Origin of the sequence: Azospira sp. I09 (genome assembly GCF_009177135.1) — a bacterium.
Classification (GTDB): Bacteria; Pseudomonadota; Gammaproteobacteria; order Burkholderiales; family Rhodocyclaceae; genus Azospira; species Azospira oryzae.
The window spans coordinates 2,874,675-2,894,965 of the sequence record NZ_AP021844.1; the positions used below are offsets into that span (position 1 = coordinate 2,874,675).

20 protein-coding genes are annotated in these 20,291 nt (G+C 67.1%); 6 read left to right on the plus strand and 14 right to left on the minus strand.

Annotated features, from left to right (window positions below):
- Positions 1–37: 37 nt before the first annotated feature.
- Positions 38–1,207 carry an ABC transporter substrate-binding protein gene (locus AZSP09_RS13390; RefSeq protein WP_172974765.1) on the minus strand — a complete coding sequence of 390 codons (1,170 nt, stop codon included), beginning with the start codon at positions 1,205–1,207 and terminating at the stop codon, positions 38–40.
- 87 nt (positions 1,208–1,294) lie between these two features.
- Between AZSP09_RS13390 and thiS the strand changes: the two genes are divergently transcribed.
- From thiS to AZSP09_RS13415, 5 genes are all read left to right on the plus strand, one after another.
- A complete protein-coding gene (gene thiS / locus AZSP09_RS13395; RefSeq protein WP_014236118.1) occupies positions 1,295–1,504 on the plus strand; it encodes a sulfur carrier protein ThiS in 210 nt (69 codons plus the stop codon).
- A gap of 69 nt (positions 1,505–1,573) precedes the next feature.
- Positions 1,574–2,359 (plus strand): thiazole synthase, encoded by a 786-nt coding sequence (locus tag AZSP09_RS13400; protein ID WP_014236119.1) that lies wholly within the window; start codon positions 1,574–1,576, stop codon positions 2,357–2,359.
- A gap of 2 nt (positions 2,360–2,361) precedes the next feature.
- On the plus strand, positions 2,362–3,621 hold the full coding sequence (locus AZSP09_RS13405; protein ID WP_152090317.1) for a hypothetical protein: 1,260 nt from the start codon (positions 2,362–2,364) through the stop codon (positions 3,619–3,621).
- 17 nt (positions 3,622–3,638) lie between these two features.
- Positions 3,639–4,394 carry a tRNA (guanosine(46)-N7)-methyltransferase TrmB gene (gene trmB / locus AZSP09_RS13410; RefSeq protein WP_232058795.1) on the plus strand — a complete coding sequence of 252 codons (756 nt, stop codon included), beginning with the start codon at positions 3,639–3,641 and terminating at the stop codon, positions 4,392–4,394.
- Positions 4,395–5,373: 979 nt separating this feature from the next.
- Positions 5,374–5,922, plus strand: coding sequence for a superinfection exclusion B family protein (locus AZSP09_RS13415; protein WP_152090318.1), 549 nt, complete (start codon positions 5,374–5,376; stop codon positions 5,920–5,922).
- A gap of 183 nt (positions 5,923–6,105) precedes the next feature.
- Here the strand turns inward: AZSP09_RS13415 and AZSP09_RS13420 are convergent, their stop codons facing one another.
- The 13 genes from AZSP09_RS13420 to AZSP09_RS13480 all read right to left on the minus strand — a co-directional run bounded on the left by AZSP09_RS13420 (position 6,106) and on the right by AZSP09_RS13480 (position 18,792).
- Positions 6,106–7,440, minus strand: coding sequence for an FAD-dependent oxidoreductase (locus AZSP09_RS13420; RefSeq protein WP_152090319.1), 1,335 nt, complete (start codon positions 7,438–7,440; stop codon positions 6,106–6,108).
- A gap of 228 nt (positions 7,441–7,668) precedes the next feature.
- Positions 7,669–8,544, minus strand: coding sequence for an AEC family transporter (locus AZSP09_RS13425; RefSeq protein WP_014235690.1), 876 nt, complete (start codon positions 8,542–8,544; stop codon positions 7,669–7,671).
- A gap of 111 nt (positions 8,545–8,655) precedes the next feature.
- A complete protein-coding gene (hslU, locus tag AZSP09_RS13430) occupies positions 8,656–9,993 on the minus strand; it encodes an ATP-dependent protease ATPase subunit HslU (protein WP_014235691.1) in 1,338 nt (445 codons plus the stop codon).
- Between the two features lie 7 nt (positions 9,994–10,000).
- Positions 10,001–10,537, minus strand: coding sequence for an ATP-dependent protease subunit HslV (gene hslV, locus AZSP09_RS13435; RefSeq protein WP_130459775.1), 537 nt, complete (start codon positions 10,535–10,537; stop codon positions 10,001–10,003).
- 74 nt (positions 10,538–10,611) lie between these two features.
- Positions 10,612–11,841, minus strand: coding sequence for an STAS domain-containing protein (locus AZSP09_RS13440; protein ID WP_014235693.1), 1,230 nt, complete (start codon positions 11,839–11,841; stop codon positions 10,612–10,614).
- A gap of 76 nt (positions 11,842–11,917) precedes the next feature.
- On the minus strand, positions 11,918–12,736 hold the full coding sequence (locus tag AZSP09_RS13445; protein ID WP_130459774.1) for a metal ABC transporter permease: 819 nt from the start codon (positions 12,734–12,736) through the stop codon (positions 11,918–11,920).
- Entirely contained in the window at positions 12,733–13,326 is a 594-nt protein-coding gene (locus tag AZSP09_RS13450; RefSeq protein ID WP_152090320.1) for an ATP-binding cassette domain-containing protein, read from the minus strand. Before AZSP09_RS13450 ends, AZSP09_RS13445 begins: the two co-directional genes overlap by 4 nt.
- Positions 13,327–13,333: 7 nt before the next feature.
- Positions 13,334–14,227, minus strand: coding sequence for a metal ABC transporter substrate-binding protein (locus AZSP09_RS13455; RefSeq protein WP_014235696.1), 894 nt, complete (start codon positions 14,225–14,227; stop codon positions 13,334–13,336).
- Positions 14,228–14,391: 164 nt separating this feature from the next.
- On the minus strand, positions 14,392–15,846 hold the full coding sequence (locus AZSP09_RS13460) for a hypothetical protein (protein ID WP_014235697.1): 1,455 nt from the start codon (positions 15,844–15,846) through the stop codon (positions 14,392–14,394).
- A gap of 98 nt (positions 15,847–15,944) precedes the next feature.
- Positions 15,945–16,253, minus strand: a complete 309-nt coding sequence (locus AZSP09_RS13465; RefSeq protein ID WP_152090321.1) for a hypothetical protein — start codon at positions 16,251–16,253, stop codon at positions 15,945–15,947.
- Positions 16,254–16,259: 6 nt separating this feature from the next.
- Positions 16,260–17,336: a CobW family GTP-binding protein gene (locus AZSP09_RS13470; protein ID WP_152090322.1), complete on the minus strand. Its 1,077-nt coding sequence runs from the start codon at positions 17,334–17,336 to the stop codon at positions 16,260–16,262.
- An 11-nt stretch (positions 17,337–17,347) separates the two neighbouring features.
- Positions 17,348–18,343, minus strand: a complete 996-nt coding sequence (locus tag AZSP09_RS13475) for a CobW family GTP-binding protein (RefSeq protein WP_152090323.1) — start codon at positions 18,341–18,343, stop codon at positions 17,348–17,350.
- 8 nt (positions 18,344–18,351) lie between these two features.
- Entirely contained in the window at positions 18,352–18,792 is a 441-nt protein-coding gene (locus AZSP09_RS13480; RefSeq protein ID WP_152090324.1) for a Fur family transcriptional regulator, read from the minus strand.
- Between the two features lie 343 nt (positions 18,793–19,135).
- On the opposite strand from AZSP09_RS13480, the gene nifV reads away from it, so the two are divergent.
- Complete coding sequence (gene nifV / locus AZSP09_RS13485; protein ID WP_152090325.1) at positions 19,136–20,290, plus strand: homocitrate synthase; 1,155 nt, start codon at positions 19,136–19,138, stop codon at positions 20,288–20,290.
- Position 20,291 lies beyond the last annotated feature (1 nt).

The window sequence follows — 20,291 nt, forward strand, 5'->3', positions numbered from 1 at the left end:
CCCATTTACCCCGGCCCCCCGGGAATACCCCAGGTCTCTAGTGCAGGGGTACCCAGCGGCCGTTCTGTACCGTCATCATCAGCCGTGCCCGCTGGTCCATGCCGTTATGGTTGGCCGGCGTCATGTTGAAGACGCCCTGGGCGCCCACCACTTCCTTCGACTGTTCCAGGGCGTCGCGCAGGGCGCTGCGGAACTCCGCCGTGCCCGGATGGCCCTTTTTCAGGGCCAGGGGAATGGCCTTCTGCAGCAGCAGGCCCGCATCGTAGGTATTGGCGCCGAAGGTGGACATGGTGCCAGCGCCGTAGCGGCCCTCGTAGGCCCGGATGTAGCCCTGGGCCACGGCCTTGATCGGGTTGTCGTCCTTGAGGCCGTCGGCCACCAGCAGGGGACCGCCGGCCATCAGGGTGCCTTCCACGGCCTTGCCGCCCAGCTTGATGAAGTCGTTGGTGGCGACGCCGTGGGTCTGGTAGAGCCGGCCCTTGTAGCCCTTCTCCAGCAGGGTGGCCTGGGGCAGCACGGCGGGGCCGCCGGTGGCGGCGATGAAAATGGCGTCCGGTTTGGCGCTGATGAGTTTCAAGGCCTGGCCGATCACCGACTGGTCGGTGCGCACGAAGCGCTCGCTGGCTACCAGACGGATGCCCGCCTTCTCCGCCAGGGCGGCAAAGACCTTGTGCCAGTTCTCGCCGTAGGGGTCGTTGAAGCCGATGAAACCCACGCTCCTGACGCCGCTGGCCTGCATGTGGGCAATCACCGCCTCGGCGATGAGGTCGTCGTTCTGGGTGGTCTTGAACACCCACTTCTTCTTCTCGTCCATGGGCTGGACGATGGCCGAGGAACCCACGGTGGTGACCAGGGGCGTTTTCGCTTCGGCGACGAAATCGAGCATGGCCAGGGCGGCGGGGCTGGTGGTGGGGCCGATCAGGGCATCCACCTTGTGTTCGCCGATCAGCTTCTTCACCGCGGTGACCGCATTGGTGGGGTCGGAGGCGTCGTCGAGGACGATGTATTCCACCTTCTGCCCGCCGATTTCTGCCGGCAGCAGGGCCACGCTGTTCTTCTGGGGAATGCCCACCTGGGCGGTGACGCCGGTGGAGGAGGCGATGACGCCGATCCTCACCTGGGCCAGGGCCGGGCCGGCGATCAGGGAGAGGGCGGCCAGGAGGGCGGCCGGCAAGCGGCGGAAGGGGGCGGGGCGGCGGGCTTTCATGGCGGGCAGGTCCGGGCAAATGGGGTGGCAGGAGCGATTATAGCGGTGCCGGAGGAGGCCGCCGGCCATGGTAAAATCCGCCCCCTTATGGAACTGCACATCAACGGCGAAACCCGCCAATTTCCCGATCGCGACGCCGCCTTCACCGTGGCCGCCCTGGTGGCGGAACTGGGCCTGGCCGGCAAGCGCATCGCCGTGGAGCGCAACGGCGACATCGTGCCCCGCAGCCAGCATGGCGAGACCGCCCTGGCCGGCGGCGACCGCATCGAGATCGTCGTCGCCGTCGGCGGCGGCTAAGCCGGCCGCGCCGCCGGCGCTGCCCGCCGCCCTCCTTCGCCCAACCCCTTCCCGCCTGGAACCGAGCCCATGGAACAACTGACCATCGCTGGCAAGACCTACCGCTCCCGCCTCATCGTCGGCACCGGCAAGTACAAGGATTTCGCCGAGACCCGCCAGGCCATCGATGCCTCCGGCGCCGAAATGGTGACCGTGGCCATCCGCCGCACCAACATCGGCCAGGATCCGAACCAGCCCAACCTGCTGGATGCCCTGCCCCCCAGCCAGTTCACCATCCTGCCCAACACCGCCGGCTGCTACACCGCCGACGAAGCCGTGCGCACCCTGCGCCTGGCCCGGGAGCTGCTGGACGGCCACGCCCTGGTCAAGCTGGAAGTGCTGGGCGACCCCACCACCCTGTTCCCCAACATGCCGGAAACCCTCAAGGCCGCCGAAGTGCTGGTCAAGGAAGGCTTCCAGGTCATGGTGTACTGCGCCGACGACCCCATCCAGGCCAAGATGCTGGAAGAGATCGGCTGTGCCGCGGTGATGCCCCTGGCCTCCCTCATCGGCTCCGGCATGGGCATCCTCAATCCCTGGAACCTGCGCCTCATCATCGACAACGCCAAGGTGCCGGTGATCGTGGACGCCGGCGTGGGCACCGCCTCCGACGCCGCCATCGCCATGGAGCTGGGCTGCGACGGGGTGCTGATGAACACCGCCATCGCCCACGCCGGCAATCCGGTGCTGATGGCCAGCGCCATGAACAAGGCGGTGCAGGCCGGGCGCGAGGCTTTCCTCGCCGGCCGCATGCCGCGCAAGCTCTACTCCGCCGACCCCAGCTCCCCCACCACCGGGCTCATCGGCAAGAACTGAGCATGGCCGCCCCTGCCTTCCGTCCCCGCCTCGCGGTGCTCTCCCTGGCCCTGCTGCTGGCCCTGCCGGCCGCCCGGGCCGAGGAAGGCAGCAGCATTCTCATGCCGCCGCCGGACCCCAACCAGCCTTCCCTGCTGGAACTGCTGCAGCGGGTGTTCACCCCGAGCGAGGATGGCGGCCTGGATGCGGCCAACCCCTGGACCACGCCCCGGGGCGTGGTGATCCAGCCACGCCCGGTGCAGAAGGTGACGCCGGCGGAGGAAGAGGCTGCCGCCGCGCCGCCGCCCGCCCTGCCGGAAGCCGCTGCCGGCGAGGAAACCGTGGCTCAGCCCCTGGGCGAGCCGGACTTCAAGGAACAGCCCCTGGCCCCGCTGCCGGTTCCGGCCGCCAGCGCGCCGTCGGCCGTTCCCACGCCGCCCGCCGCGGCTCCTGAAGACTCAGCCAAGGCCGCTGCCGAGGCCGCCGCCCCGGCGGCTCCGGCCGCCCCCGTCGCGGCTGCCCCGGCGGTGCCCCGCTTCCGCCCGGAGCGCCAGGGCTATGCCTTCGGCCATCCCCGCATCCTGGCCCAGCAAACCCTGTTCGGCCTCTCCCACGGCATTTCCCTGCTGGCCCGGGCCTGTTCCCTGCTGCCGGAAGAGGGCGAACTGGCCCGGGAAGCCTATGGCGCCTGGGAAGCCAGGAACCGGGTGCGCATCGAGCAGGCCGAATACGAGCTGGCCCGCTACTACTTTACGCCGCCGGCCGAGGAAGTGCGGCGCCTGGACCTGATCCAGGCCCTGCAGCTGAAGAGCGACCTGGGCCTGTCCACCGACGGTCCCGAACTGAAGGCCGCCTGCGCCACCCTGCCCGAAGCCCTGGCCAAGCCCCGCTACGACCTGGAGGCCCAGTGGCTGCTCAAGGGCGATGTGGAGCGCCTGCGCCGGGCCACGGAAGCCCGGGAACTGGTGAGCCAGTGCCGCCAGCAGACCGCTCCCGAGGCCGTGGAACGGCTCGACGCCGCCCTCGCCGCCTGGGAACAGGCCAACGCCGCCAGCGAAGCCGAGGCCCGGCAGCGCCTGGTGGCCGACATGGCCACCCTGCCGGACCCCAAGCAGCCGGACCAGCCCGCCGACGGCGAAGCCCTGATGAAAGCCTGGCAGGACGAGCTGCGCCGCGGTGTCGGCCGCCGTCTCGCCTACGGCGCCGCCGAGGCCTGTCCCGGCCTGGCCGATGCCCTGCCGGGCAAGGCCCACGCCCTGAACCACGCATTTGACGCTGAATGATCCACTGAAGGATGACCATGCAAGACCCGCAACGTGACGCCATCGACGGCGCTGACCTCCCGGCCGACTCCGCCGCGGACCAGGACAATCCCCTGGCCCAGCGCCACATCCGCAGCTTCGTCCTGCGCCAGGGCCGGGTCTCCAGCGCCCAGCTGCGCTACCTGGACGACATGATGCCGAAGATCGGCATCGAGCATCGTCCCCAGCTCCTCGACTTCGCCGCCACCTTCGGCCGTGAGGCCCCCACCGTGTTCGAGATCGGCTTCGGCATGGGCGAGACCTCGGCCAAGATCGCCGCCGTGCGTCCCGATACCAACTTCATCGAAGTGGAAGTGCACACCCCCGGCGTTGGCAGCCTGTGCAAGCTGGTGGCCGAAGGCAACCTCGGCAACATCCGCATCATCCAGCACGACGCCGTGGAAGTGCTGCGGGACATGATTCCCGAGAACTCCCTGGCCGGTGCCCACATCTACTTCCCCGACCCCTGGCCGAAGAAGCGCCACCACAAGCGCCGCCTGGTGCAGCCGCCGCTGATCGCCCTGCTCGCCTCCCGCCTGGCCCCCGGCGGCTACCTGCACTGCGCCACCGACTGGGAGGAATACGCCGTGCAGATGCTGGAAGTCCTCTCCGCCGAACCCCTTCTCGAAAACACCGTGGACAACAGCCACGGCGGCTTCGCCCCCCGCCCCGACTACCGCCCCCTGACCAAGTTCGAACAGCGCGGCATCCGTCTCGGCCATGGCGTGTGGGATGTGATCTTCCGCAGGAAGTAAGCCCGTTCTTTTCCGCCTGCCGGTCCTCGGCAGGCGGGAGCTGCACCACCGGCGACGCGCCCGGGCATACCCGGTTTTGGCAGTGTCGCCGCCTCCTTCTCGCCCCGCTAGCCTCCTCTCAGCATTTCTCCTTGTGCTCGTCTGTTGGACGCAGCCGCCTGTCAGGCGGCGAAACGGGACAGTCACGCCCTGATTTTTTACATGGTCTCTTCTGTATCTGTTCCAGGAGTGAGGCCATCGATCTGGTGCTGCCTATCGGCGGTGCTAATGGGGAGTATGGGCGGCTTGGGGAAAGACCGGAGCATGACGTATGATTTTGTTGTCAGGAATGTCCGGTTTGTACGTGAGGAGAATTATGCGAATAAGTAATAAGGGGATGGAGCGCCGCATGGTTATTGGCTTTCCGCCTGTCCGGTATCCCTGCTTATTGGACACCCCGACGTTTTATTGGACGTACTTGTCGTCTAGTACTAGTTAGGTCTCTTATGAAATTATTCGCGCTCATATTTTTTGCTCTTATTTTTTCTGGATGCTCGGCGCTTGGAGAAGACAACCGAGAACGAATAGCCATGGAAACGCTTTACCCTGAGAGTGCGCCTCCCAGTCAAGTTAAGACGCCTGTGCGACCATTTCCCGCACTAGCCAGTGCTTTGAACGGCAGATTTCCGTCCGGAACAGATTCGGAGAGTCTAAAAGACTACGTTAAAAAGCTCGGTGGAAGTTGCATTCAAAGCCCAATAGGCCAACCCCTGCAATGCTCAATCATTGAATCCAGTACGATCTGCATCCGAAACTCCGTATCCATTACTGCCAAGACGAATGGCCTCAACAAAATTGAAAGCATTGACGCAGTTCGCATTATCGATGTCTGCTAGACCTAACCCTACAGTCAAGCGAACCGCCTGCAAGCTGCGCTTGCAGGTTTCCTCCGCGCTATCGCGCTCCGGCGTCCGCTTACTTTCACGTTGGGCATCTCAATATGCTTGCTGAAGCCGCAAAGACGTTTCTTGAGTTCCTCAAGCTCGCACCACGCTACTTGATAGCTCTTGGTGTCATGGCTGCAATTCTTCTCTTTTCCGGAGAGGAATTTCTCAAGTTCATCGGCGTGTTTCAGTTTGCACAGGACAACCGCCCGATGCTCGGTCTTACGCTCGTGGCTACCGTCTCTCTCTTCGCCGTGTCCGTCGCGGCAGACCTCGTAGCGTCCGTGAAACGGAAATGGAGAGGTCGCAAGTTCTATCGGCGCGTAACCGATCGACTGAATCGTTTGACCGAAGATGAAAAGCAAATTCTTCGGTACTACTTTTCTGAGCAGACTCGCGCCAACTCGCTCCGCATCGACGACGGCGTCGTACAAGAACTCGTAACCGAGGGAATCATTTATCGTTCTGCCTCTCTCGGCAATATGCTTGATGGTTTTGCGCATAACATCAGCGACATCGCGTGGGATTATCTCCATGTGCATCCGCACCTGCTCAATGGAACGACAAATACCTATAGAACCGACAAACAGCCCTCGTATTGGTAGCGGGAGGCCCAACCCTGTGGTCGAACGGACGCTCCGCCTACCGGCGGAGTTCGTTCCTTCGCTTCGCTCAGTCACCGCCGCTCACCTTGAACGTTAGAGTGCTCAACTGGAACACGCCCAAAGTCTCCAACAAAAAAGGCGCGGATATCCGCGCCTTTTTTGTTGCTGCGAACCGGCTGAGCGTCACCCCCGATCCAGAAAATCCTCCGCCATGCCTTCGAACCAGACGAAGTCTTCCTTGGCCAGGTTGACGTCGTGCTCGTGGTATTCCTTCACCGTCTGCACGATCTTGCCCTCGGAGTTGAACTTGTACTGGAAGTCCACCAGGATGGCCTCGATGGGGTTGCCGTTGACGAACATGTAGCACAGGTTGTCCGGCAGCAGCTTGTCGAAGGCCTTGCCCTGCATGCGGTTCACGATCTGGCGGGCGGCGATGCGGCCCAGGCGGTTGGCCACGTGGCCGCTCTTGGGGTACCAGCCGAACAGTTCCGAGGCCTTGCCCACGGCGTCGCCGATGATCCACACATTGGGGTCCTTGGCGCTGTGCAGGCCCACGTTGTGCTGGTCGGCCCAGCCGGTGGCCTGGCCCTTGTCGTCCTGGCCGATGAGGTCGGCCATCCATACCAGGTCGCCGGCCCGGTGGGGCGCCATGAGGATGGCGTCTTCGAACTTGAAGTCGCCGGCGGCGGTCTTTACCTGCTTGTTGTACGGGTCCACCTCCTTCACCGTGGCGTTGGGCACGTACAGCACCTGGTTCTTGTACAGCTCGTCGAAGGCCTGCTTGAAGCCGATGCCGATGGGGGTGGGAGCCGGCTTGGGGTCGAGCAGGACGATGCGGCCGGGAATCTTGTGCTGCTTCAGGTGCCAAGCCATCATGCACACCCGCTCGTAGGGGGAGGGCGGGCAGCGGTGGGGCGGGGGCGGCAGCACGGTGACGAAGTCGCCGCCCTTGAAGTTGTGCAGCTTCTTCTTCAGGGTGATGTGCTCGGCGCTGGGGATGTAGGCCGCCGGGTAGTTGGCCTTGGTGTAGTTGATGGTCTTGCGGTCGTCGCCGAACCAGGCTTCGTACTGGTAACGGATGCCGGGGGCCAGCACCAGGTAGTCGTAGCCGATGGCGCCCTGGCCGGTGATGACCTTCTTCTTGTCCCGCTCGATGCCGACGATCTCGGACTGCAGGAACTGGTAGCCGAATTTCTTCGCCACGGTCAGGTAGTCGTGCACCAGCAGGTCGGTGCCGACGATGTCCACCAGCCACTTGTTGCTCATGGGACAGGACCAGAACACCGGGTTGCGTTCGATCAGCACCACTTCGACGGAAGGGTCCAGCTTGCGCAGGTAGCGGGCCACGGTGAGGCCACCCCAGCCGCCGCCGCAGACGACGACGCGCTTGCCCTTGGGCGGCGGCAGCAGTTCGGCGCCGAGGGAGGGCAACACCAGGTTGCCGGCATGGGCCCGGGAGACGACACCTGCGCCCAGGGCACCGGCAGTCGCCAGGAAGTTACGACGGGAAAAGGACATGACAGACTCCCTAAAACAAAGCCGCCGCGATGGGGATGGCACCGCAGCTTAAAAGCGGCCTGGCCGCTGAAAAATGGTGGCGGTACACCGACCGCCGGGGCGGAGGATAGCCGGGGCAGGGGTAGGCGGCAAGCTTGCCTGATATTGGACGTCTGGCGGGTGAGGGTGGATGGCCATCGAGTCGCTGCTTAAGGTAGATCGGATACGTACAGTGAAGCTCCGGCATCCTTAAGGCAACACCAGGGCCAGGGCCAGGGGCAGGAACAGGAGGGCGGCCAGGTTGCCGAGCAGGACGATGGAGGCCACCTGGTCCGGCTCCTGGCGATAGCGTTCGGCGAAGACGTAGTTGAGCACGGCCGGCGGCAGGGCGCCGAAGATCACCAGCAGGGCTTTCTGCTGCCCTTCCAGGCCCAAGGCCAGGGCGGTGGCGTAGGCCAGCAGCAGGCCCACCAGGGGCCGGGCCAGGGCGCCCCACAGGCCGACCCGCACCGCCGACAGGCTGGAGCCGGCCAGGCGCACGCCGAGGGAAAAGAGCAGCAGGGGAATGGAGACGTCGCCCAGCATCTTGATGGCCAGCTTCAGGGGCGGCCAGATGGGAATGTGCAGCAGGCTCACCGCCAGGCCGGCCAGACTGGCCAGCACCACGGGAATGCGCCACAGGTTGGCCAGACGGGTGTGGTGGTCGAGCAGCCAGGCGCCGAAGGAGAAGTGCAGCAGGTTGGAGACCATGAACAGCACCACCATGGGGGCCAGGGCCCCGTCGCCGAAGGCCAGTACCGCCAGGGGCAGGCCCAGGTTGCCGCAGTTGTTGAACATCATGGGCGGCACGAAGGTCTTGGGGGCGCTGCCCAGCAGACGGGCCAGGCCCCAGCCGGCGAGGCCGGAGCCGACCACGCCCACCACGGCGCCTACGGCCAGGCCCCAGTTGGCGGCCAGGTCGAAGGATTTGTCGGCCATGGCGGCGAAGACCAGGGCCGGCACGAACACTTCCATGTTGAGCTGGTTGGCAAAGGCCATGTCCGGCTGCTTCTTGCGGCCGTAGAGCCAGCCGAAGAAGACGATGGCGAAGAGGGGAAAGACGATGGCGACGATGCGCAGCAGCATGCCGGCTCCAGGGCGGGGTTCCGGGAGAGTGTAACGGCGGCCCGGGCGGGGCGGCCATCAGGGTTGCCCCTAGGTGGGGGGCGCCGGGGCGGCCTGCCGCCGCCCCGCTTCTTACAGCACGTAGCGGGAGAGGTCCTCGTCCCGGGACAGTTCGCCCAGGCGGGCATCCACGTAGGCGCCGTCCACGGTGAGGGTCTCGGCGCCGGACTTGCCGGCGGTGAAGGAGACTTCCTCCAGCAGCTTTTCCATGACCGTGTACAGGCGGCGGGCGCCGATGTTCTCGGTCTTTTCATTGACCGAGTAGGCGATCTCCGCCAGGCGTTTGATGCCGTCGGCGGTGAATTCCAGCTTGAGGCCCTCGGTGCCGAGCAGGGCCTGGTACTGGCGCGTCAGGCAGGCGTCGGTCTGGGTCAGGATCTGCTCGAAATCGGAGACGGAGAGGGAATCCAGCTCCACCCGGATGGGCAGGCGGCCCTGCAGCTCGGGGATCAGGTCCGACGGCTTGGCCAGGTGGAAGGCGCCGCTGGCGATGAAGAGGATGTGGTCGGTCTTGACCATGCCGTACTTGGTGGACACGGTAGTGCCTTCCACCAGGGGCAGGAGGTCCCGCTGCACGCCCTGGCGGGAGACGTCGGCGCCGTGGGCGTCGGAGCGGGAGGCGATCTTGTCGATCTCGTCGAGGAAGACGATGCCGTTCTGCTCCACGTTCTTCAGGGCTTCCAGCTTCACTTCCTCGTCATTGACCAGCTTGGCCGCCTCTTCCTCCACCAGCAGTTTCATGGCTTCGGGAATCTTCAGCTTGCGCGACTTCTTGCGGGCCGTGCCCATGCTCTGGAACATGCCCTGGATCTGGCTGGTCAGCTCCTCCATGCCCGGCGGCGCAAAAATCTCCGCCTGCATGCCGGGGGCGGCCACCTCGATGTCGATTTCCTTGTCGTCCAGCTCCCCCTCCCGCAGCTTCTTGCGGAATTTCTGGCGGGTGGTGGAATCCTCGCTGCTGCCCTGGTTCTCGTTGAAGAAGCCGGCACCCCGGGCGGGGGGCAGCAGGGCGTCGAGGACCCGGTCCTCGGCCGCGTCTTCGGCCCGGGCCCGCACCCGCTTCATGGCCTGCTCGCGCTGGCCCTTGATGGCGGTCTCCATGAGGTCGCGGATGATGGTGTCCACGTCCCGGCCCACATAGCCCACCTCGGTGAACTTGGTGGCCTCGATCTTGATGAAGGGGGCGTTGGCCAGGCGCGCCAGGCGGCGGGCGATCTCGGTCTTGCCGACGCCGGTGGGGCCGATCATGAGGATGTTCTTCGGCGTGATCTCGTGGCGCAGGCCCTCTTCCACCTGGGAGCGGCGCCAGCGGTTGCGCAGGGCGATGGCCACGGCCTTCTTGGCCTGGGCCTGACCGACGATGTGCTTGTCCAGCTCGTGCACGATTTCCTGGGGAGTCATCTGGGTCATGGCGTCCTTACTCCAGGGTCTCGATGGTGAAATTGCGGTTGGTGTAGATGCACAGGTCGCCGGCGATCTCCAGGGACTTGCGCACCACGTCGCCGGGGGCCAGCTCGGTGTTCTCGATCAGGGCCCGGGCGGCGGACTGGGCGTAGGCGCCACCGGAACCGATGGCGACGATGCCGTACTCCGGTTCCAGCACGTCGCCGTTGCCGGTGATGATGAGGGAGGACTCCCGGTCGGCGACGGAGAGCATGGCCTCCAGCCGGCGCAGGGCCCGGTCGCTGCGCCAGTCCTTGGCCAGCTCCACGGCGGAGCGGACCAGGTTGCCCTGGTGCTTTTCCAGCTTGGCCTCGAAGCGCTCGAAGAGGGTGAAGGCGTCGGCGGTGCCGCCGGCAAAGCCGGCCAGGATGCGGTCGTTGTAGAGGCGGCGCACCTTGCGCGCCGTGGCCTTGACGACGATGTTGCCCAGGGTCACCTGGCCGTCGCCGCCCATGGCGACGGAGGCGCCGCGGCGCACCGAGAGGATGGTGGTGCCGTGATACTGTTCCATGCGGTTTCTTCAGTTCGGGAAAGAAGGGGAAATGCGCTGCCGCCCGCGCCACGGCGGGGCGGCAGGCTGCCAATTCACTTGCGGGCAGGCTCGATGCGGGCCACCGCATTGACCCCCACCACCGCCAGCAGCTCGAACACCAGGCGGTTGGTGTTGCGGATGATGACCGCCTTGCCGGCGGATTTGCAGGGGGTCAGCATATTCACCAGGGCGCCGGCGCTGACGAAGTCGATGCGCACCACGGCGGTGAAATCCAGGACCACCGGGTCCCGGCTTTCGGCGAAATCCTTGAGGTCGTTGAAGCGGGCGTTTTTCAGTTCGCCGCTGAGACGGTAGGCCTCGTCGCCCTCGCTACCGTCCGTACAGTCCGGACACTGGGCGGCGGCCACCGGGGTGGCCTGGACCCGGGCCGGGTCCCAGGAGGGGGGCGACACTTCGAAGGTGACGGCGTAATCCACCGCCCGCTCCTCGAACTGTTCCTGGCGGCCGGCCCGTTGCAGCAGTTCCAGCTGCAGCAGCCAGCACTGGGGATTTTCGGCCTTGCCGGTGACCGCGGCAGCGGCCAGCAGGCCTTCCAGGGCCTCGATGCCGGCCAGTTCCAGCACCTGCTTGCGCTTGGCCGACTGCTGCAACAGTTTGAGGAAGCGCTCGGCCCCGGCATCGTCCAGCTGCTGCACCTTGGACAGGTCCAGGCGCTGCTTCTGGTTCTTCTCCAGGGCATCGGCCAGGATGCCGAAAGCGGCGTGGTTGCTGCCTTCCATGGCGCCCTTGAAGAGGGTGGTGGGCGTGCCGCCGGCCACCACCGCCTCGGCCTTCTTGGTATCGCACCAGGCCGGCGGGGATCGCTCGAAAATGCGGGCGAAATCCAGTTCCAGGTTTTCGAAGGCGGCCTTGTCGCCGTGCAGCTGGTAGAAATCGAACAGCATCATCCACAGGCGGATGGCCGTGGGGCCGGAACGGTAGCGGCCCACCGCGTCTTCCAGGGTGGCCTTGGCGACACCTTCCTGGCCGTTGGCGTAGAGCACGGCGGCCTGTTCCACCACGGCTTCCAGGGGATCGCTTTCGTTATCCAGCTCGATGCCGCCGGACTCCAGGTCGCCGAGGGAGAAGCCGGTGAAGTCCAGGGACATGGAATCCACGGCCGGGGCGGCCTTGGAGGGAGTTTCGAGGGGCGCGGCGGCGGGCGCGGCAGGAGCCCCGGCGGGCTGGGGCGCGGCGGCCGGGGTCGGCGCCGGCACCTTGACCATGCGGGCTTCGGGAACCTTGTTGTCTTCGCGACTCTTCTTGAACAGCGAGAAAATCATGGCCTGCTTTCAGTGGGCAGCAAAACGCCGCAGCAGTATATAACGACTAGCTTATGACTTTTATCACACTACGCCGTCATGCCGCAATCCGGGGAAAGCCGCGCGCCAGCAGGGCGCTGGCGGCCCCCAGGAGAACCAGCAGCAGGGCCAGTACCGGGCCGAAGGGCTGATCCAGGACCAGGGCCAGGGCGAAGGCCAGCAGGTGAGCCAGGCCGCCCAGGAGGGCGCCCAGCCACAGGGCGGCACGCCAGCTGCGGGCCCAGGGGGCGGCGGCCAGGGGCGGGATGAAGACCAGGGCGAAGGCGGCCATGACGCCGACGCTGGTGGTGGCCAGGGCCAGGACGCCGGCCACCACCAGGTCGAAGGCCAGGTGCAGGCGGCGGCTGGAGCGGCCCCGGGCCCGGTAGAAATCCGGGTAGAAATGGGACAGCAGCAGGGGCCGGGAGAGCCAGCGCAGCAGGGGCACGGCCACGGCGAAGGCGCCCAGGGCGGCGAGGAAATGGCTGCGGTCGGTGAAATAGAGCTGGCCGTCGAAGAGGGCATGGCCCAGGCGCTCGGCCAGGGGCAGGTTGGCCGCCAGCAGCACCGCCGTGCCCCAGCCGGCCAGCAGCAGCATGGCGTAGGCGGCGCCCCGGGTGGCTTCGGCCGCCTCCTCGAAGGCGTTTTTCACCGCCGCCGCCAGGAAGGCCGCAGCCGGCCCGCCCAGGACCAGGGGCAGGGCCAGGGCTGCCGCCGAAAGGCTGCCGGCAGCCGCCATCTGGGCGTAGGAGAGGGCCGCCAGCCACTCGCCGCGCAGGCGCAGGTAGGCGCCGCAGAGGGGTAGCAGCAGGGCGAAGACCAAGCCGGTGAGGCAGGGCCAGAGAAAGAGGGGGTCGGACAGCAGTTCCAGGTTCATGGCCGCGGCCCTCCCGGCAGGCGCACCACCCGCTGGCAGGCGGCGGCGACGAAATCGTCGTCGTGGCTGACCAGGACGATGCCGGCGCCGGCCGCCGCCCGGGCGGCGATGGCGGCCCCCAGGGCGGCCACGCCCTGGGGGTCCAGGTTGTTGGTGGGTTCGTCGAGCAGGATCACGTCCGCCGGCGCCTGCAGGCAGGCCCACAGGTGCAGGAACTGCAGCTGGCCGCCGGAAAGCCGGTCCAGGCGCTCCTCCAGGCGGGCCGCCAGCCAGGGCGGCAGGCCGGCAGCGCTGGCGCCGGTAAGGGCCAGCAGCTCCCGGCCGTTGAGGGGGATGCCGGCCACTGCCGGCTGGCGCTGGGTCTGCCAGGAGATTTCCACCCCCGGCGCCAGGTCCACGCTGCCGGCAAAACGCCGGCCGGCGCCGGCCAGGACCGAGAGCAGGGTGCTCTTGCCCGAACCGTTGGGCCCCGCCAGCCCCAGCACCTCGCCCCGGGCCAGGGTGAAATCCACCGGCCCCACCACGGGCCGGCCGTAGCCGGCGACGAGGGCGGCAACGCTGAGCAGGGGATGGGCGGAGGCAGTGGGCATGGAGGGTTCAGCGCAGGGCGGCCAGGAGGCGGTTCACCGTGTCGTCGAAAAGGGAGAACAGGTCCTTGGCCTCGGCCGTGCCGCCCACGGTGAAGGGCAGGATCACGGAGGGGATGCCGGCCTTGTCGGCGATCCAGCGGGAGGGGGCATCATACTGGTAAGCGGGCCGCAGGACCATGCGCCCCGGGTTGTGCTGCTGCCGCGCCAGCACTTCCGCCAGGTAGCCGGAAGACGGTTCCATGCCCGGCTTCTGCTCCAGCACGCCGACCTGCTTCAGGCCGAGCCAGGCATTGAGGTAGGGGAAGGCGTCGTGCTGCACCAGTACCGGCACGCCCTTGAGCGGGGCGGCCTTGGCTTCCCAGCGGGCGATGGCGGCCTTCCAGCGTTCGGCGAAGCTGCGGTAGCCGGCCTGGTAGGCCTGGGCCTGGGCCGGGTCCAGCAGGGCCAGGCGCTCGGCCAGGGCCTCGCCGATTTTCAGGTAGAGGCGCGGATCGGTCTGGATGTGGGGATTGCCGCCGGCATGGACGTCACCGTGGGAGCGGTCCAGCACCGCCGGCACTTCGCGCAGGGTGACGTAGCGGGCCGCCTCGAAATAGCCGGGCTGGCCGCTCTGGATCGCCGGATTGCCCGACTCCCGCTGCACCAGGGGCAGCCAGCCCACCTCCAGCTCGGCGCCGGTGGCCACCAGCAGCTGGGCATTGCGGCCCCGGGCGATGAGGGAGGGCTTGGCCTCGATGCGGTGGGGGTCCTGCAGGCCGTTGGTGGCGGCCACCACATTGACCTTGTCGCCGCCGATCTCCTTCACCAGGGCCGCCCATTCGGGCACCGTGGCCAGCACATTGAGCGCCGCCTGGGCCGGCAGGGTGAAAGCCAGGAGCAGTAAAACAATCAGTCGTTGCATGGAAATTCCTTTCAGCCGGCGAAGGGGCAAAACCCACTCCGCCAAAAAATTCAGATCACCTTGAAAACCACGCTGGTGCCGGCGAGGCTAGGCGCGAGGAGCCGCCGTGTGCTCTTGCACACAAGGCCCCAAGCAACGACGCATCGCCGGTGCCAGCGTGGTTTTTAGAATTTGTGGGCGCCGTGGGTGCCCAGACTCTGGATGTATTGCAGGAACACCTGGTTGTCCGTTTCCCCCAGCCCGGACTGGTCCCGCGCCAGCTGCACGCGGAAGCGGGAGAACTCGCTGGGGCTGTAGTCGAACATGACGCTGTTGCGGGTCGGGTTGTGGCTGGCCATGACCGGGAAGTCGGAACCGCTGAGGATGCCGTTCTTCGCCAGGCCGATGTCCACCGTGCCGTAATCGAGGCGGTCGTGGCGCAGGCCGGCGCGCCAGCGCGGCATGAACTGGTACACCCCTTGCAGGTACCAGCCGGACTGCTTGCTCTCGTAGCTGCCGCTGCAATCGCCGCCGCAGGCGCCGGCGGCCGAGTTGCTGGCCAGGGTGCCGCTTTCGGTGCGGCGGAAGTACTCGCCCTGGAGGGTGAAGTTGGTGACGCTGGGGTTGCCGTTGGGCGCCCACTTCCACACCCCGTCCAGAATCCACAGGCGGCTCTTGCCGCTGAAGGTGTCGTCCACCGCCGCCCCCAGGCTGTCCGTGTCCTGGTAGGTACGGTCCTTGGGCGAGGTGCCCAGGTAGGAGAGGCCGGCGCGCCAGGCGTTGCTGGGGCCCACGTCGCCGCCTAGGTGGGCGAAGAGGACGCCGGTGGTGGTGCCGTTCTTGTTGCGGTCGGTGCTGGGGAAGGACTGGCCGCGGCCGGCTTCGGCGCCGATCTCGAGGAAGGTCTCGGTGGGTGCCAGCCAGCGCAGCTGCACCCCGTCCTGGCCGAACTGGTTGCCAAGGAAGGCCTTGTAGGCCAGGGGCGCATCGACGAAGTCCCAGGCGTGGGCGTGCTGCTCGTTGAGATAGCCGAGGCTGGAGAAGAAGCGGCCGGCCTTGAAGTTGAAGCCGCGGCCCAGGCCCAGGCTCTCGATGTAGGCGTTTTCCATGTCCACGCCGCCTTCGGGCTTCAGGGCGGCGATGGCGACGCCGCGCCAGTTGGGGTCCACGTTGGCGCTCAGCACCAGCTCGGTCTCGCCCAGGCTGAAGCTGCGGCTGCCGGGGCCCACTTCGCCCAGGGTCGGGGTGAAGCCGGTGATCTGGTAGCTGTTGGGGTCCTTCTTCAGGTTGTTGTAGGTGCCGGTGAGGATGAGGGAGATTTCCGGGTTGAAGGCATTGGCCCGCACCGGTTCCCGGCTGCGGGAGGCCTGGGCGCTCTCGGCGCTGGCCTTGGCCTCGCCGGCGGTGGCGCTGGCATCCACCGCCGTCTTCTCGGCCTTGACGGCCTTGGTTTCGGCCTGGGCCAGGCGCCCTTCCAGGGCGGCGATGCGCTGCTCGTAGGCGCGCTGCATCTGCTGCAGCTGCTCGCGCATCTGCTTCATTTCCCGGGCCACGTCGGCATCGGGAGCGGCCTGGGCGGCGCCGGCGGCCAGGGCAAACGAAACGGCCAGGGCCAGGGGGGTGTAACGGGGAGTGAACATGGTCTACCTCAATTCAAATCTGACAACGACGGGACAGCGACGGCCGCCCGCCCCCGGCCGGAGAGGCAAGGGGGATGCGGCTCTTCATGGCTCGTTGCTCAGGATCGAGGCGGGGCGCCCTGGCGCGGCAGGGGGGTCGGCAGATGGCGCCAGCGGGGCTCGCTGGCGATGGCCGGCTCGAAAGCGGCCAGGGATAAGGGCAGGGGAGCAGCCGTCGCCGCCAGGGGCGTCGCGTGGCCGCCCAGGTGCAGGCAGACGAGACAGGACTCGGCCACCGGGCCGGCCCCCTCCTCGCCCTGCAGGTGGCTGGCCAGGTGCAGCAGCCACACCGCCGCCAGCAACAGGGGCAGCAGGGCCAGCCAGCGGACGAGGCGGGCGGGGGGGCGGCAGCGCGGCGCCGGCATCATGGCGGTTTAGACGGCCAGCCCGTCGGCATCGCGGACGCCGCCGCAGAACATGGTGAAGGCCTTCTCCACGTTGTCCTTGGCGAAGTTGCGCACGATGAACACCAGCCGGGTGCTGCGATCGTTAAAGGGTTCGGCTTCCGGCCAGGCATCCAGCACCAGGGTCGGGTAGCGGGTGTGCTGCACGCAATGCACCACCCGGGGCTGCGCCTCCCCGGCCACGTGCACCAGGCCCTTGACCCGCAGGATGCGGTCGCCACAGGTGGCCAGCAGCACGTCCAGGGCTTCGAGGAAATCGCCCCAGTGCAGGGGCTCGGCAAAGCGCAGGGTGAAGGCGTGCACCAGAGCGTCGTGGCGGTTGGGATCGTGGTCGTGGCCGCTATGTGGGTCAACTCCGCTGGCCCGGGTCGCCTTGACCGCTTCCTCCGCCAGCCAGCGGGCCACTTCCGGCGCCTTGGCGGCAGCGTTGAAGGTGCCGCTGTCGAGGAACCAGGCGGCGTCGGCCCGGCCCTGCACCACCACATGGCGCGGCGCGCCCGGGTTGAGGCGCTGCAGGCGGCGCTCCAGGCGCGGCAGGGCCTCGGGATCGGCGAGCAGGTCGGTCTTGGTCAGCAGCAGGCGGTCGGCCATGGTGACCTGCTTCACCGCCTCGAAGTGGCGCGACAGCTGGCCCTCGGCATGGGTGGCATCCACCGCCGTGATGACGCCGTCGGTACGGTAGCGCTCGGCGATGAAGAAGTCTTCCATCAGGGTGTGCATCACCGGCGCCGGATCGGCCAGGCCGGTGGTCTCGATCAGCACCCGCTTCAGGGCCTTGATCTCGCGCCGCTGGGCGCGCATGGCCAGGTCCTTCAGGGCCCGCACCAGGTCGCCGCGCACGGAGCAGCAGAGGCAGCCGGAGTCGAGCAGCACCAGGTTCTCGTCCACCTTTTCCACCAGATGGTGGTCCAGGCCGGTTTCGCCAAACTCGTTGATGAGCACGGCCGTATCGGCCATCTCCGGCTGGCGCAGGAGATGGTTGAGCAGGGTGGTCTTGCCGGCGCCGAGGAAGCCGGTGAGGACGCTGACGGGAACGCGGCGGTCCATTGTTTAAGCGCTCACCAGGGCTTGCCGATGCACTGGCGCAGGCCCTTCTCGAAAATGTCCCGGGGCAGGTTGCGGCCGATGAAGACGATGCGCGACTCCCGCGCCTCGTTCTCGGCCCAGGGCCGGCCCACGTTGGTGGCCACCAGCATGTGCACCCCCTGCAGGATGATCTGGTGGGCCTGGCCGGTCACCGCCAGGAGGCCCTTGTAGCGCAGCATGTCCTCGCCGTAGACCTGCACCAGGGCGCCGAAGAATTCGTCCAGGCGGGCCGGGTCGAACTCGCCGTGGGTGGTGAAGGCGAAGCTGCTGATGGCGTTGTTGTGGTGATGGTGGTGGCCGCTGGCGAGGAAATCCGGCTCCCGCTCCAGCACCGACTCCAGGGAGAAGCTGTTCACGTCCAGCAGGGCCGCCAGGTCCACGCCCTGGCCCTGGAGCGTCTCGTAGATGGCGGCGCGACCGTTGATGTCCATCAGGCGGGCGATCAGGGCGGCCTTCTCGTCGGCGCTCACCAGATCGGTCTTGGTCAGCAGCAGGCGGTCGGCGAAACCCACCTGCTCCTGGGCGATCTCGTGCTGGTCCAGCTGCGCCATGGCGTGCTTGGCATCCACCAGGGTGAGGATGGCGTCCAGGCGGTAGGCCTGGGCCACTTCCGGCTCCACCAGGAAGGTCTGGGCCACCGGGCCCGGGTCGGCCAGGCCGGTGGTCTCGATCAGCACCCGGTCGAAATGCAGGGTGCCGCTGGCGCGCTTTGCCACCAGCTCGCCCAGGATGCGGGTGAGGTCGCCGCGCACGGTGCAGCAGATGCAGCCGTTGTTCATCTCCACGATCTGCTCTTCGCTTTCCAGCAGCAGGTCGTTGTCCACCCCCACTTCGCCAAATTCGTTTTCGATGACGGCGATGCGCTGGCCGTGGGCTTCCTTGAGGATGCGGTTGAGCAGGGTGGTCTTGCCGCTGCCGAGGAAGCCGGTGAGCAGGGTGACGGGAATACGGGGATCGGTGCTGAGCATGGCGGCTTTCAGGGCTGGGCGGCGGCGCAGGCGGGGCACTGGCCATGGAGATCCACTTCCATGCGGGCCAGGCGGAAGCCGGCGGGGAGTTCGGGAGCGGCGGGGGGCGGCGCATCCAGGCAGAAGATGCGGCCGCAGGCTTCGCAGCGGAAATGGGCGTGGGCGATGTGTTCGGCGGCGGGGCCGGTGGCGGTGTAGCGGAAGACCCGGGAGGCATCGGTGGCCTTGGCCGCCAGGCCGGCGGAGACCAGCCAGTCCAGGGCCCGGTAGAGGGTGACCCGGTCGCCGGCCAGGGGGCCCAGGGCCTTTTCCACCTCCAGGTGGGTCAGGGGCCCGGCGGCGCCCCGCAGCAGGGCCAGCACCTGGACCCGGGCCGGCGTCACCCGGGCGCCGGCGGCGCGGATGGCGGCGGCCGCCTGGACGGCGGGAGCGGCGGCGGAATCGGTCATGGCTTCAGGCGCCCAGTATCTGTAAGGGCACGGCGGGAAATGATGGAGCATCTATTGCATCACAACGATGTTGCAATTGCAACTAGATTGCATTTAACGGTGTGTGGAGCGCAAGCATTTACTCCAATGTTTCAAGCCACAGTTCTAGGCGAGACATGTCTCGCCGGGTTCTGATTGTAGGGAATGCCTAAAGAATACGGCCTGTCTGAAAGCCGACATTTGTCGGTTCTCATCCTTTGTAACTTGGGTGCTGTGTATCTATAGTTACTTGATTGTTAATGGTATTAAGAGAGTTTTACGCTCTGGCACCCTTATTGCTGATACCCCGGCAAGAGGCCATGCCATGACAACCATCACCATCAACGACACCACCCTGCGCGACGGCGAACAGACCGCCGGGGTGGCGTTCACCGCCGCGGAGAAACTGGCCATTGCCCAGGCCCTGGCGGCGGCCGGGGTGCCGGAGATGGAGGTGGGCATTCCCGCCATGGGCGAGCAGGAGCAGGAAGTGATCCGGGCCATCGCCGGCCTCGGGCTGTCCAGCCGGCTCATGGTGTGGGGCCGCATGTGCGCCGCCGACCTGGAAGTGACGCGGCGCTGCAATGCCCACATCGTCAATCTCTCCATTCCCGTTTCCGACCAGCAGATCCGCCACAAGCTGAACAAGGACCACCGCTGGGTGCTCGATTCCATCCGCCGCTTCGTGCCCGAGGCCCGGGCGGCGGGGCTGGAGGTGTGCGTCGGCGGCGAGGATTCCTCCCGGGCCGACCTGGACTTCCTGCACCGGGTCATGGAGGCGGCCCAGGCTGCCGGCGCCCGCCGTTTCCGCTTTGCCGACACCCTGGGGGTGCTGGACCCGTTCATCACCCACCAGCGCATCGCCGCCCTGCGGGCCCGCAGCGACCTGGAAATCGAAATCCACGCCCATGACGACCTGGGCCTGGCCACCGCCAATACCCTGGCCGCGGTGACTGCCGGCGCCACCCACATCAACACCACGGTGAACGGTCTCGGCGAGCGGGCAGGCAATGCGCCCCTGGAAGAGTCGGTGATCGCCCTCAGGCATCTCTACGACATCGACAGCGGCGTCGATCCCCTGCAGCTGCCGGCCATCTCCGATCTGGTGGCCAAGGCTTCGGGGCGGCCGGTGGCGGTGAACAAGAGCATCGTCGGCGCCAACGTGTTCACCCACGAGGCGGGCATCCATGTGGATGGGCTGGCCAAGCACCCGGCCAACTACCAGGCCTTCGATCCGGCGGAAGTGGGCAAGGGCCACCGTATCGTGCTGGGCAAGCATTCCGGCTCCACCGCCGTGATCCATGCCTACAAGGACTTAGGGATAGACATCGACGAGGGCATGGCCCGCCGCATCCTCTCCCGGGTGCGCAGCTACGCCATGGCCTTCAAGCGCCCGCCGGGCTTTCGCGAACTGATGAGTTACTACCTGGAAGGGATGCAGGGGAGCGGCCGTCCGGCCCCCCGGCTGCATGTCGTCTGAA